Annotated in this window: 14 protein-coding genes; 5 read left to right on the top strand and 9 right to left on the bottom strand. The window is 64.9% G+C overall.

The window, feature by feature from the left end:
- Window positions 1–4 precede the first annotated feature (4 nt).
- Entirely contained in the window at window positions 5–427 is a 423-nt protein-coding gene (locus C4S73_RS07650; RefSeq protein WP_103871917.1) for a VOC family protein, read from the top strand.
- Between the two features lie 123 nt (window positions 428–550).
- Here the strand turns inward: C4S73_RS07650 and C4S73_RS07645 are convergent, their stop codons facing one another.
- Together C4S73_RS07645 and C4S73_RS07640 are read right to left on the bottom strand one after the other, a co-directional pair.
- The gene (locus tag C4S73_RS07645) at window positions 551–1777 is read right to left on the bottom strand and encodes an MFS transporter (RefSeq protein WP_103871916.1); all 1227 of its coding nucleotides are present in this window, start codon (window positions 1775–1777) and stop codon (window positions 551–553) included.
- 890 nt (window positions 1778–2667) lie between these two features.
- Window positions 2668–2955, bottom strand: coding sequence for an HlyU family transcriptional regulator (locus tag C4S73_RS07640; protein ID WP_103871915.1), 288 nt, complete (start codon window positions 2953–2955; stop codon window positions 2668–2670).
- A gap of 208 nt (window positions 2956–3163) precedes the next feature.
- Here C4S73_RS07640 and C4S73_RS07635 point away from each other — a divergent pair, with 208 nt between their 5' ends.
- Entirely contained in the window at window positions 3164–3481 is a 318-nt protein-coding gene (locus tag C4S73_RS07635) for a hypothetical protein (protein WP_146071297.1), read from the top strand.
- A 4-nt stretch (window positions 3482–3485) separates the two neighbouring features.
- Here C4S73_RS07635 and C4S73_RS07630 read toward each other — a convergent pair whose 3' ends face one another.
- The 6 genes from C4S73_RS07630 to dnaG form a co-directional block, all read right to left on the bottom strand.
- Window positions 3486–3911 (bottom strand): secondary thiamine-phosphate synthase enzyme YjbQ, encoded by a 426-nt coding sequence (locus tag C4S73_RS07630; RefSeq protein ID WP_425290323.1) that lies wholly within the window; start codon window positions 3909–3911, stop codon window positions 3486–3488.
- Between the two features lie 12 nt (window positions 3912–3923).
- Window positions 3924–4535, bottom strand: a complete 612-nt coding sequence (locus C4S73_RS07625; RefSeq protein ID WP_103871913.1) for a LysE family translocator — start codon at window positions 4533–4535, stop codon at window positions 3924–3926.
- A gap of 36 nt (window positions 4536–4571) precedes the next feature.
- The gene (locus C4S73_RS07620; protein ID WP_103871912.1) at window positions 4572–4847 is read right to left on the bottom strand and encodes a DUF2442 domain-containing protein; all 276 of its coding nucleotides are present in this window, start codon (window positions 4845–4847) and stop codon (window positions 4572–4574) included.
- Window positions 4844–5110 (bottom strand): DUF4160 domain-containing protein, encoded by a 267-nt coding sequence (locus tag C4S73_RS07615; RefSeq protein WP_103871911.1) that lies wholly within the window; start codon window positions 5108–5110, stop codon window positions 4844–4846. Before C4S73_RS07615 ends, C4S73_RS07620 begins: the two co-directional genes overlap by 4 nt.
- Before the next feature lie 49 nt (window positions 5111–5159).
- Window positions 5160–7193, bottom strand: coding sequence for an RNA polymerase sigma factor RpoD (gene rpoD, locus C4S73_RS07610; RefSeq protein ID WP_103871910.1), 2034 nt, complete (start codon window positions 7191–7193; stop codon window positions 5160–5162).
- A 201-nt stretch (window positions 7194–7394) separates the two neighbouring features.
- Window positions 7395–9293 (bottom strand): DNA primase, encoded by a 1899-nt coding sequence (gene dnaG, locus C4S73_RS07605; RefSeq protein ID WP_103871909.1) that lies wholly within the window; start codon window positions 9291–9293, stop codon window positions 7395–7397.
- A gap of 117 nt (window positions 9294–9410) precedes the next feature.
- On the opposite strand from dnaG, the gene C4S73_RS07600 reads away from it, so the two are divergent.
- The gene (locus C4S73_RS07600; protein ID WP_103871908.1) at window positions 9411–9686 is read left to right on the top strand and encodes a type II toxin-antitoxin system VapB family antitoxin; all 276 of its coding nucleotides are present in this window, start codon (window positions 9411–9413) and stop codon (window positions 9684–9686) included.
- Entirely contained in the window at window positions 9686–10072 is a 387-nt protein-coding gene (locus tag C4S73_RS07595; RefSeq protein WP_244595490.1) for a type II toxin-antitoxin system VapC family toxin, read from the top strand. Before C4S73_RS07600 ends, C4S73_RS07595 begins: the two co-directional genes overlap by 1 nt.
- A 279-nt stretch (window positions 10073–10351) precedes the next feature.
- Here the strand turns inward: C4S73_RS07595 and C4S73_RS07590 are convergent, their stop codons facing one another.
- The gene (locus tag C4S73_RS07590; RefSeq protein WP_103872395.1) at window positions 10352–10813 is read right to left on the bottom strand and encodes a GatB/YqeY domain-containing protein; all 462 of its coding nucleotides are present in this window, start codon (window positions 10811–10813) and stop codon (window positions 10352–10354) included.
- A gap of 196 nt (window positions 10814–11009) precedes the next feature.
- Here C4S73_RS07590 and carA point away from each other — a divergent pair, with 196 nt between their 5' ends.
- Entirely contained in the window at window positions 11010–12218 is a 1209-nt protein-coding gene (carA, locus tag C4S73_RS07585; protein WP_103871907.1) for a glutamine-hydrolyzing carbamoyl-phosphate synthase small subunit, read from the top strand.
- Window positions 12219–12223 lie beyond the last annotated feature (5 nt).

The raw sequence follows: 12223 nt of genomic DNA, 5'->3' as shown, positions 1-12223 counted from the left end.
CGCCATGACCCTGCCACCCGCCATGATCTGCGTCTCGCTGCGCTATGCCGACGCCCCGAAAATGTATGACTGGCTGATCGAGGCCTTCGGCTTCGAGAAGCACGCCGCCTATTACTCTGAAGACGGCAAGACCCTGCTCCATGGCGAGCTGCGCATGGGCGAAAGCTACGTCATGCTCGGTTCCGACGAGAACAACCAGTTCGGCAAGCTTGTCGCACGGCCGGGCAAGCTCGGCGGCACCACGGCCTCGCCCTATATCGCCACCGACAACATCGACGCCCGCTGCGAGCGCGCCCGCAAGGCCGGCGCCGAAATCTGCATGGAGCCGACCGACCAGCCCTATGGCAGCCGCGACTTCATCTGCAAGGACCCGGAAGGCCATGTCTGGTGTTTTGGGACCTATCGGCCGGCGGCTTCGGCAAGCTGAAAGGTCGAGATCAGGGCCGCACGAGCCGGCCCCCGTCATTGCGAGCGTAGCGAAGCGATCCAGCAGGGCTCGCGCTACGTCCCCCTGGATTGCTTCGCTACGCTCGCAATGACGGCTGGCGCTCTACACCGCAGCCGCCACCCTCGACCTCGACCGCAGCATCAGCCAACAGACCAGCACGACATTGACGAGGTTCCAGGCGAGCCCGTTCAGGAAGGCGACGCGGTAGGAGGCGAAATAGTCGAAGATCGCGCCCGAGACATAGCCGCCGAACGCCATGCCCAGCACCGTCGCCGACATCACGATGCCGATGCGCACGCCGGCCTCCTTGGCGGGCAAGTATTCGCGGATGATCACGGCATACATCGGCACGATCCCCCCCTGAAACAGGCCGAAGATGCCGGTGACGATGAAGAGCGAGGTCAATCCGTCGAACCAGAGATAGAGGAACAGCGCGATGCCCTGCATCAGCGCGCCCAGAGCCAGCGTCGCGACGCCGCCGATCCGGTCGGCAACGAAGCCCGAGCCGATGCGGCTGATGATGCCGAGCAGCAGCATCAGCGACAGCATTTCCGCGCCGCGCGCGACGCCGTAGCCGAGATCGCCGCAATAGGCGACGATATGGACCTGCGGCATCGCCATCGCCACGCAGCAGCTGAAGCCGGCGATCGCGAGCAACCATTGCAGCTGGCTCGCGCTGAGCCCCAGATCGCCCCGCGCTCCCGCGCTCGCAGCCTCGTCGGCCGCCATCTGCTCATGCGAGGGACGACGGCGGAAGAACAGCGCCAGCGGCAGCATCACGACCAGCGCCACCACGCCGATGCCGATATGCGTCGCGCGCCAGCCATGGTTCTGAAGCCCCCAGGTGATGACCTGCGGCCAGATCACGCCGGCGAGATAGCTGCCCGACGCCCCGAACACGACGGCCAGCCCACGATGCTTGCGGAACCAGTGCGAGAGATCGGCGATCAGCGGTGCAAACCCCGCGCCCCCGCCGACACCGATCAGCACGAGATGAATGAGCGCGAACTGCCAGAGCGATTGCGCGAGCCCGGCCAGCATGTAGCCGGAGCCGAGCAGCAGGGCGCCCGCAACGATCGGAACGACGATGCCGAAGCGATCAGCGATCCGGCCCATGGCGATGTTGCCGAAGCCGAAGCCGAGCATCACGCAGGTATAGGGCAGCGCGGCGCCCGCGCGCAGCGTGCCGAATTCCTGCTGCACGGAAGGAAGCACGACGACGACCGACCAGGTGCCGACACAGGCGACCGTGCCCAGCACGAGCGACATGACCAGCCGCAGCCAGGCATAGGATGAATCGGGCGCGTAGCGCTGGTCGTCAGCTGACATGTTTCCTCGGATGGCCGATTTGAAGCACGGCCTGCTCTTGTCGTGCGTGAGGATTAGGCAGCGCCGACCGGCGGAGCAAGCGCAGCGATGACAGGGCGGGCCGGCGTTGGCGGCGTGCTCGGTTGGTTGCTCGCGAAAACACGCCGCGCCCCTTCCCTTCTCCCCTCGCGGGAGAAGGTGCCCCGGCAGGGGCGGATGAGGGGCGCCGTGCGCTTTCAAATGTGTTCGGCTGATATTTCGCCAATCGGCACCGGCAGTGCGCCCCCTCATCCGTCAGCGCTTCGCGCTGCCACCTTCTCCCGCGAGGGGAGAAGGCACGCGCGCACGGCCCCGCCGGCTGCTTGCCGCGAGGTACCGGGCTTTTGAAGGCGTATCCAAGGGGATGCGCGGGGCAAGGCTGCGGCATGCGAGGCGACCGCATGCCGATGTCGAAGTCGATGTCGAGATGTCGAAGCAGCGCCAACAGCCGCTGCCTCGCCCCGCGCACGGCTGTTTTCTGCGCCGGTGGCTCTTGAGCGATCCCAACCCTCGGGACCACGCAGCCTGGGTCACCTGCATGGCGACCACCGACACCTCCGTCACCTCGCGCCAGCAACGACGCAAGACGGCGAAAACCGCAACTTCACCCGGCCGCACGATGCCTCGCGACAGCCCCCTTGGTCGGGTAAAGCAGGCGCAGCATAAGCGCAGGCCTGGGGAGCGGGGATAAGTATCCCGGTAACTCCCTCAGCCCTCATCCTGAGGAGCCGCAAAGCGGCGTCTCGAAGGATGATTCAGGAGCCTCCGGAACCCTCTGGACCATCCTTCGAGACGCCATTTCCAACGAAATGGCTCCTCAGGATGAGGGCTGGAGTTTCAGATGGCTCTGAATTCTCCAATGATCTTGGATATTATTTGAACAACCCGTCGCCCTGTTCGTCGATGATCTGCTGGCCCTTGATCAGGGCGAAATCGGCGGCTTCGGCCACGCCGGGGAAGCGATCGGCCCGCACGAAGCGGTGGCTGCGCAACTCGCCGTCGATCTCCTTCTCGATGACACCGCAGAGCTGGTGCTGCCCGCCCTCCTGATAGGGCGTCGCATGGATCATGAAACCCTTGTGCTCCAGGCTCTTGACCGGGCCGGCCGGCTCCTCGCTTGCGGCCTTGCGTCCGCCGAACAGGGATTTGAAGAACGACATGGAACCTCCGAAATCAAGATTTGCTCTTATAGGGCAGGATCGCAGCCAGGGGGAGCCGGCTTCGCGCCCGATTATGGCCCATAGCGCGAGGCTTCGAACCTTGAAGGCAAGCGGCGAAATCCCCAGATTCAAGCTGTCATGGGCGACCGCACGGCCCCTCGACGCCACATTCGCTTCTCGCGGCCGCCCCCTGGACAGGGAGGTGGTCATGCGATTCCTCAAGCATCTTTCGATCGTCTGGCTGGTTCTGGCTGCGCTGGGATTGGCCACTGTCGCACAGGCCCAGGCGCCGCGCGGCCCGCCTTGCTCCGACCGGACGCAGGTGATCGCCCATCTGCAGAGCCTGTTCGGGGAGCGCGAGATTGGCAGCGGCCTCGCCAATGGCGGCTTCGTCCTGGAGCTCTTCGCCAACCAGTCCGGCTCCTGGACCGTCTTTGCCACCACGCCGCAAGGTCTGAGCTGCCTCATCGCCTCGGGCCAGGGCTGGGAGCCGGTGCCGTCGCCCGACATCTTCGCCGGCCGGTAGGAGACTAGCCCGCCAGATGCAGCGCGACCTCGCGCCGATGCGGCCTGCGGCGATGCTCGAACAGATAGATGCCCTGCCACTGGCCGAGCGCGAGGCGGCCATCCATCACGGGGATCGACAGGGAGACCGGCGTCAGCGCCGCCTTGATATGGGCCGGCATGTCGTCGGGCCCCTCCGCCCGATGGATCAGATAGTCCATCGCCGGATCGTCCGCGGATGGCGCCAGCCGCTGAAAGAACGCGTCGAGATCAACACGCACATCGGGATCGGCATTCTCCTGGATCAGCAGCGAGCAGGAGGTATGGCGCAGGAACAGCGTCAGCAAACCCCTTTCGACACCGGCTGAGCGAATGAAGGCCACGACGCGGTCGGTGAACTCATAGAGTCCGGCCCCGCGCGTCTCGATCGCGAGAACCGATTGCGAGATCATCGCGCCGCCCGCCTAGCGCTCGGTCAGCGCGAGCTTGGCGCCCAAAGCCACGAAGGCGGCGGCAAAGGTGCGCCGCAGCCAGGCCATCACCGCCGGGCGGCTGACGACCTTGTCGCGCATCGCCGCGGCGAACAGGCCATAGAGCGCGAAAACCACGAAGGTCATCGCCATGAACACGCCCGACAGCTCCAACATGCGCAGGAGCGGGCTTGGTTCTCCCGCCGCGATGAACTGCGGCAGGAAGGCGACGAAGAAGATCGACAGCTTGGGATTGAGCAGGTTGATCGCGATGCCGTCCAGAAGGACGCGCCAGCCCGAGCGCGGATCGGCCTTCGTCTCGACCTTGAGCGCGCCATGCTCCTTCAGCGTCTGCCAGGCCATGAAGAGCAGATAGGCGACGCCGGCATATTTCACGATCGCGAAGGCGAGCGCGCTGGTGTGCAGCAGCGCCGCGATGCCCATCATCGCCGCGATCAGATGCGGCACGATCCCCAGCGTGCAGGCGAAGGCGGCCAGCACGCTGGCCCGGGAGCCGCGCGTGAGCCCGGCGGCGATCGTATAGATCGCGCCCGTGCCGGGCGACGCGACGATGATCAGCGAGGTCAGGAGGAATTCGGGGGACATGGGCAAAGCTCCAGTCGGGCTGGACAACGTCAAAGATCACGCCGCGCGTGGCGGGCTCAGCAATCCTGCTCGCGCCATCTCGTCATGAAGCGCCATCGCATCGAGATCAAAGCCGTTCGGCCATGTCGGGACACCGAACTGCACGAAAACTCTGGCGAACATGGCGGGATCGCGCAGCGGCTCCACCATTGCGCCCCCCTCGGTCAGGAGATCGCTCAGATCACGCACGCCCTCGCGGCCATCGGAGAACTTCAGCCAGAGCCTAGGATGCTCCAACGCCCTCACCTCTATCAACTTGATGAGTTCGATCATTCGACATCTGCTCCAGGCACGGCCTCGAACGGTTCGTGCAGTCTCCCACGCTCCCAGTTCGACATCAACTCGTCGCGCCTTCGCTGAACCCAAGCTCGTAAAAGGCGCAATGCCGCAGGCGGCATCGCACCCGCAACCACCTCGCCGGTCTCAATCGCGATCAGAACTTCATGCCCCTGGTAGAAGGCATGGATGTGCGGCGGCGGATGGTCGCGCCAATACATCTGCACGATAAAGCCAAAGAAGATCGAGATCGTGGGCATGACGCTCGCGACAAGAAAAAGGCGGGCCTCGCGGCCCGCCTTCGAAAACTCAATTATCCAGGAAGCTCCTGAGCTTCCGGCTTCGCGACGGATGCTTCAGCTTCCTGAGCGCCTTCGCCTCGATCTGCCGGATGCGCTCGCGGGTCACGCTGAACTGCTGGCCGACCTCTTCGAGGGTGTGGTCGGTGTTCATGCCGATGCCGAAGCGCATGCGCAGCACGCGCTCCTCGCGCGGTGTCAGCGAAGCCAGAACGCGCGTGGTGGTCTCGCGCAAATTGCTCTGGATCGCCGCGTCGATCGGCAGGATTGCGTTCTTGTCCTCGATGAAGTCGCCGAGATGGCTATCTTCCTCATCGCCGATCGGGGTCTCAAGCGAGATCGGCTCCTTGGCGATCTTCAGGACCTTGCGGACCTTCTCCAGCGGCATGGCCAGCTTCTCGGCCAGCTCTTCCGGGGTCGGCTCGCGGCCGATCTCGTGCAGCATCTGGCGCGAGGTCCGCACGATCTTGTTGATCGTCTCGATCATGTGGACGGGGATGCGGATCGTGCGGGCCTGGTCGGCGATCGAACGGGTGATCGCCTGGCGGATCCACCAGGTCGCATAGGTCGAGAACTTATAGCCGCGGCGGTACTCGAACTTGTCGACCGCCTTCATCAGGCCGATATTGCCTTCCTGGATCAGGTCGAGGAACTGCAGGCCGCGATTGGTGTATTTCTTGGCGATCGAGATCACGAGGCGAAGATTGGCCTCGATCATCTCCTTCTTCGCCTGCCTGGCCTCGCGCTCGCCCTTCTGGACCATCAGCACGATCTTGCGGAATTCCTGGATCTCCAGGCCGGTCTCGGAGGCCAGCGTGTGGATCTCCTCGCGCAGGCTCTTGATCCGCTCCAGTTCCGCGCCGACGAATTCACGCCAGCCGCGCGAGCCGAGCTTGGAAACGCGCAGAACCCATTTCGGGTCGAGCTCGCCGCCGACATGCTGCTTGAGGAAGTCCTCGCGGCCGACGCCATAGCTCTCGGCGAGACGCAGCAGGCGGGTCTCATGCGAGATCAGGCGCTTGTTGATGTCGTAGAGCTGCTCGACCAGAGCCTCGATGCGGTTGTTGTTGAGCGAGAGCGACTTCACCGCGGTGATGATGTCGTCTTTCAGCTTCTTGTATTTGCGGTCCTGCGACGGCGAGAGCTTGGTATTCTCCAGCCGGTTGGCAATGTCCTGATCCTGCAGGCGACGCAGCTTGGTGTAGTTGCTGGCGATCGAGTCGAAGGTTTCGAGCACGCGCGGCTTGAGCTCGGCTTCCATCGCCGAGAGCGAGACGTTGTTCTCGATATCGTCATCGTCCATGTCGGACGGCAGCTCGCCTTCCGGCACTTCGCCCGCGGGCGGCGCACCTTCGGCCGGCTCGCCACCTTCGACGCCTTCACCGGGCGCCTGCGCCGGATTCTTGGCGTCGGGACCGGCATAGGTCGCTTCGAGATCGATGATGTCGCGCAGCAGAACCTTGGCTTCGTTGAGCTCGTCGCGCCAGATGATAATGGCCTGGAAGGTCAGCGGGCTCTCGCAGAGCCCGGCGATCATCGCCTCGCGGCCGGCCTCGATGCGCTTGGCGATGGCGATTTCGCCTTCGCGGGAGAGCAGCTCAACCGAGCCCATCTCGCGCAGATACATGCGGACCGGATCGTCGGTGCGCTCGGTCGGCTCGAGATTGCGCTTGACCTCGACGGGCAGCGCGGAGCGCTGCGTCTCGGCGAGATCGCCGCCCTCGGCCTCTTCCTCGTCGCCGCCGGCGCCGGTGCGCGCAGCCGCACGCTCCTCGCCCGAGGCCTCCGGGTCTTCGTTGTCGACGACGTTGATGCCCTGCTCGCTGAGCTGGCCAAGCACGTCCTCGATCTGCTCGGAGGAGAATTCCTCGGAGGGCAGAACCTCGTTCAGTTCGTCATAGGTGACATAGCCGCGCTTCTTGGCGAGCTTGATCATACGCCTTACGGCCTGATCGGTCAGATCGAGCAACGGTCCATCAGAAGTCGGGGGGGCTTCCGGCGCGACCTGATCGGTCTTTTCCCGCTCGCTCACTTTCGTCGCCATCAATCAGCGCTCCGCACTCTCGCATCGTCACGGCTCGGAAGAAGCCATACGCCGACGCATAAAAGGGCGGCGCGGCCGTTGGTCCGGCGCGCTCACCCCACCCAAATCACTTACGGCAGATGGCACCCATCATCGTTGACGAATCGTGAACCACCCGACACCTTCGCACGCACCGAGACGGCGGACACCCAAACGCTGGCTTCATTCTCCGGACATCGCCTCCGTACCCTCGATCGTTTCGAGGCGGGCTTTGACGTCCTTGATCCAGGCGAAATTGGCTTCTGTCGCTTCGTCAGCCAATGCGCGCTCGGCTGCCTTCAGCTCGCTATGTAACGTCCGCGCGCGCTGATGCAAGACGACAGCCTGACGAATCGAGTCAAAAACCGATTCCGGATCAGCATCTTGCACCAGTTTTAATCGCTCGGCGGGGCCCGTGACGGCCATGAGCGCGCCCTGCGCCTCCCGCACACGCGGTTGCGCCAACCGATTCGCCAGCGTGCCCTCGTCCAGACTGTCGTCCAGCGCCGCCTCCAGCAGAACCTGGCGAAAACGTTCGGCGGCGGGACCATCGAGCGCTAGATCGGCGATCTCATCGGCGCAGCGCAGGATCAGATCGGGATGGCTCGCCAGCGCCAGCAGGATGAAGGCTTCGCGGACATCCTCGCCACGACGGCCCGCCATCAGCCGCGATTGCGTCAGCTGGCTGCTGGCCTTGAGCGGCCCCGTCGCCCAGGGCGCGGCATTCTGCCAGCCATTGCGCGCATTGCCTCGCCCGCCGCCGCGTTGCTGGAAACCACCCTCGCGGCCGCGCTCGGGCCGTGCCGGGACGCTGCTGGCGAAAAGCTGCGCCAGCCGCTCGTCCATTTCGCGGCGATAGTGCCGGCGCGTCGCCTCGTCCTTGATCTGGCCAAGCGGCTCCTTCAGCCGGCGCTCGAAGGCGGCGCGGCGTTCGGGCGTGTCGAGCGGGCCGGCCTCGACCTCGCGCGTCCAGAGCATGTCGACGAGCGGCCGCGCCGCCGCGACCACATCCATGATCGCCGCCCGGCCACCCGAACGCGCGAGATCGTCGGGGTCCTGCCCGTCCGGCAGGATCGCGAAGGCGAGCGACTTGCCCGGCTCCAGCATCGGCAGCGCGAGGTCGATCGCGCGGCTTGCCGCCTTGCGCCCGGCCTTGTCGCCGTCGAGGCAGATCACCGGCTCGTCGGACATGCGCCAGAGCAGGGTCAGCTGGTCCTCGGTCAGTGCCGTGCCGAGCGGCGCCACCGTCTGCGGAAAGCCCGAAAGGCTCATCGCGATGACGTCGACATAGCCCTCGACGATGATGACCTGGCCCGTGTCATGCGCGGCCTTGCGGGCGTTATGGTGGTTGAACAGCAGCGAGCCCTTGTGGAAGAGCGGCGTCTCCGGCGAGTTCAGGTACTTCGCCGAAACCTCGGCGCTCATCGCCCGTCCGCCAAAGGCGACGACGCGCCCGCGCGAATCGTGGATCGGGAACATGATGCGGTCGCGGAAGCGGTCATAGGGCACGGCGATCTCCTCGCCATGCACCAGAAGCCCGGTCTCCATCATCAGCGCCGCATCGACGCCCTTGCCCGCAAGATGGTCGCGCAGGGCGAACCTGTCCGGCGGCCCGTAGCCGATGCGGAACGCTTTCCGCGCCTCGCCATCGAGGCCCCGGCCAGCGAGATAGCGGCGCGCGCCGGCACCGCGCTCGCCCATCAGCTCCGCCTCGAAGAAGCGCGCCGCGAGCTCGACGACCTCGTGCAGCCCCTTGCGCTTCTCCTCCTGCACCTGGGCTTCATGCGTGATCTTGGGCAGCACGACGCCGGCCTCGAAGGCCAGCTTCTCGACGGCCTCCGGGAAGGAGAGCCCTTCGGTCTCCATCACGAATTTGAAGATGTCGCCGTTCTTGCCCGAGGAGAAATCGAAGAACGAACCCTTCTGGTCGTTGACGAAGAAGGACGGCGTCTTCTCCGCATTGAACGGCGACAGCCCCTTCCACTCGCGGCCCGATTTGGCGAGGCGCACGCGCTTGCCCACCACTGCCGAAACCGGCAGCCGCGCCTTGATCTCCTCGAGGATGGAGGGTGGAAACTTCATGTCGTCCTATGTGGGCGCGTGCGCGGCGGAAGCCAATCATGGATGTCGCAACGACGTAGTTTATTGGCGCTATCCACAGCGCCATGATAAAGAAAATCGGGTAAAAGGAAGAAAGCGATGGCTCTCAACATCAAGGACCCGGAGACGGAGAAGGCCGTGCGTACGCTCGCGCGCAGACGCGGCGTCAGCCTGACCGAAGCAGTGCGTCAGGCTGTAAAGAGCGAACTCGACAGCGACGCCCTGCCGGAGCAGGAGAAAGCACGGCGGATCGCCGAAGGACGGCGCTGGCTGGCGGAGTTCTACCGGAAACACGAAGTCGAGCGACCGGTCCATTCCATGAGCAAGCGGGAGATGGATGACATCATCGGCTATGATGAAAACGGCCTGCTTTGATGCTGGTCATCGATGCATCCGCCCTCGTGGCCATCGTTTCCGGCGAGGATGACGCCGAAAACCTGCTGGACAGCCTCGCCGCGACTTCGCGCCGCTGCGTCAGTGCGCTCAACCTGCTCGAAGCGCGCCTTGTGATCACCTTCGGTCGAGGAATAGAAGCCGGCCGCCTCGAAGATCTTCTCGCGAAATGGGACATCGACGTCGTTGCGCTCGACGAAGAGATGGGCCGCCTCGCCTTCGACGCCTACCAGCGCTTCGGCAAGGGCCGGCACGCCGCCCACCTCAACATGGGCGATTGCGCCGCCTACGCGCTCGCCAAAGCGCGTGGCTGGCCGCTTTTGTTCAAGGGCGATGATTTCTCGCAGACGGATGTGGAGCGGGCCTGATATCAGCGGTCTTTGAGCCTGCCTGCCGTCGAAGCAATCCAGGGCGGCAGTGCTCGACGGCCCCTGGATTGCTTCGCTGCGCTCGCAATGACGCAATAGCGCCGTAGCGATCGACCTCAAAGGCCGCTGGCATGAGAGGCTGCCTGGAAATTCCCACCGCCCTCATCCTGAGGAGCCGCTAAGCGGCGTCTTGAAGGATGCTCCAGCTGGTTCCAGAGCCTCCTGGCGCTCCTCAGGACGAGGACTGGAGGCTCCCGACAGTCTCCGGAGCCGCCCGGCTCACCCGCTCAGCGCCGCCTTGACCAGCCCGCTCGCCTTGGCGAAATCCATCTGGCCGGCGAACTTCGCGCGCAGGATCGCGATGACCTTGCCCATGTCCTTGACGGAAGCCGCGCCGCTCTCGGTCACCGCGTCAGCGATCGCAGCCTTCACCTCGTCCTCGGACATCGGCTTGGGCAGATAGAGATTGATGACGTCGACCTCGGCGCGCTCGCCGGCAGCGAGTTCCGGGCGGCCGTTGGCATCATAGATCGCGATCGATTCCTGGCGCTGCTTCACCATCTTCTGCAGCAAAGCGAGGATCTCGTCGGGCGTCGTCTCGGGCTTGCCCAGGCCGCGCGCCTCGATGTCCTTGTCCTTCAGGCCTGAGGTGATCAGGCGGATGGTCGAGACCTTGCCCTTCTCGCCGGCCTTCATCGCATCCTTGAGATCGGCCGTGAAGCGCTCGCGCAGGCTGCTCATCATTCTCTTCCTTTTTTCAAGCCGAAGGCTCGTTTTGCAGAGGGACCAGGTCCTTTTTGCAGAAGGACTTTGGCCTGCTTCGATTGACGGCATGGAGGCGCGTCTTTAAGGCTCGCGCTCCAGACCGGCGGAGCGTCAAGCCGCTGCCCGCCTCAAAACATTGCCGCGCTCGCGCGGCCTGGACCGAGACATAGACATGACCGCTTCCGAAGGAAACCCCGCTGAAGGCGGCTGGACCGAACCGCGCGCGACCGCGCTCCTGGTGCTTGCGAACGGCATGGTGCTGGAAGGCTTCGGCCTCGGCGCCATCGGCGAGGCGCCGGGCGAAGTCTGCTTCAACACGGCGATGACCGGTTATCAGGAAATCCTGACCGACCCGTCCTATGCCGGCCAGATCATCACCTTCACCTTCCCCCATGTCGGCAATGTCGGCGTGAACGAGGAAGACACCGAGACGATCAACGCCGCCGCCTCGTCTGGCGTGCGCGGCCTCGTGCTGCATGCCGCGATCACCGAGCCCTCGAACTGGCGCAGCCATCGCCATTTCGACACCTGGCTGAAGGCGCGCAACATCGTCGGCATCTCCGGCATCGATACAAGGGCCCTGACGGCGCTGATCCGCGACAACGGCATGCCCAACGCCATTCTGGCCCACAGCCCCGACGGCGTCTTCGACATTCCGCGCCTGCAGGCCGAAGCCAAGAGCCTGCCCGACATGGCCGGCCTCGACCTCGTGCCGCTGGTCACGGCCGCACAGCGCTATGACTGGGACGAGACCCCCTGGGTCTGGCCCACCGGCTATGGCAAGCGTGAGAATGTCGCCCACAAGGTCGTCGCCATCGACTATGGCGTGAAGCGCAACATCCTGCGGCTGCTCGCCAAGGCCGGCTGCGACGTCACCATCGTGCCCTCGACCGCCAGCGCAAGCGACATCCTGGCCCTGAAGCCGGACGGCATCTTCCTTTCGAACGGCCCCGGCGACCCGGCCGCGACCGGCGAATACGCCGTGCCGGTGATCAAGGAACTGCTGGACCGGAAGATCCCGACCTTCGGCATCTGCCTGGGACACCAGATGATGGCGCTCGCCGTCGGCGGCCAGACTATGAAGATGAAGCAGGGCCACCACGGCGCCAACCATCCCGTGCAGGACAAGACCACCGGCAAGGTCGAGATCGTCTCGATGAACCACGGCTTTGCGGTCGATCCGGCCTCGCTGCCGGCCCATGCGGTCGAGACCCATGTCTCGCTCTTCGACGGTTCCAACAGCGGCTTTGCCCTGACCGACCGCCCGGCCTTCAGCGTGCAGCACCATCCGGAAGCCTCGCCCGGCCCGCAGGACAGCCACTATCTGTTCAAGCGTTTCGTCGAGATGATGGCGGCGGAAAAGGCCAAGGCGACGGCCTGACGAAG

The organism is Allobosea lathyri, assembly GCF_900108245.1.
GTDB classification, from domain to species: domain Bacteria; phylum Pseudomonadota; class Alphaproteobacteria; order Rhizobiales; family Beijerinckiaceae; genus Allobosea; species Allobosea lathyri.
This window is presented reverse-complemented; position numbering and strand designations above follow the sequence as displayed.

Coding starts and splice junctions, on each gene's coding strand:
- C4S73_RS07625 (WP_103871913.1), bottom strand. CDS start 4,535: ATGTCCCCCGAATTCCTCCTGACCTCGCTGATCATCGTCGCGTCGCCC.
- C4S73_RS07615 (WP_103871911.1), bottom strand. CDS start 5,110: ATGCCCACGATCTCGATCTTCTTTGGCTTTATCGTGCAGATGTATTGG.
- C4S73_RS07635 (WP_146071297.1), top strand. CDS start 3,164: ATGCGATTCCTCAAGCATCTTTCGATCGTCTGGCTGGTTCTGGCTGCG.
- C4S73_RS07645 (WP_103871916.1), bottom strand. CDS start 1,777: ATGTCAGCTGACGACCAGCGCTACGCGCCCGATTCATCCTATGCCTGG.
- C4S73_RS07600 (WP_103871908.1), top strand. CDS start 9,411: ATGGCTCTCAACATCAAGGACCCGGAGACGGAGAAGGCCGTGCGTACG.
- C4S73_RS07595 (WP_244595490.1), top strand. CDS start 9,686: ATGCTGGTCATCGATGCATCCGCCCTCGTGGCCATCGTTTCCGGCGAG.
- C4S73_RS07590 (WP_103872395.1), bottom strand. CDS start 10,813: ATGAGCAGCCTGCGCGAGCGCTTCACGGCCGATCTCAAGGATGCGATG.
- dnaG (WP_103871909.1), bottom strand. CDS start 9,293: ATGAAGTTTCCACCCTCCATCCTCGAGGAGATCAAGGCGCGGCTGCCG.
- C4S73_RS07650 (WP_103871917.1), top strand. CDS start 5: ATGACCCTGCCACCCGCCATGATCTGCGTCTCGCTGCGCTATGCCGAC.
- C4S73_RS07620 (WP_103871912.1), bottom strand. CDS start 4,847: ATGATCGAACTCATCAAGTTGATAGAGGTGAGGGCGTTGGAGCATCCT.
- C4S73_RS07640 (WP_103871915.1), bottom strand. CDS start 2,955: ATGTCGTTCTTCAAATCCCTGTTCGGCGGACGCAAGGCCGCAAGCGAG.
- carA (WP_103871907.1), top strand. CDS start 11,010: ATGACCGCTTCCGAAGGAAACCCCGCTGAAGGCGGCTGGACCGAACCG.
- rpoD (WP_103871910.1), bottom strand. CDS start 7,193: ATGGCGACGAAAGTGAGCGAGCGGGAAAAGACCGATCAGGTCGCGCCG.
- C4S73_RS07630 (WP_425290323.1), bottom strand. CDS start 3,911: ATGATCTCGCAATCGGTTCTCGCGATCGAGACGCGCGGGGCCGGACTC.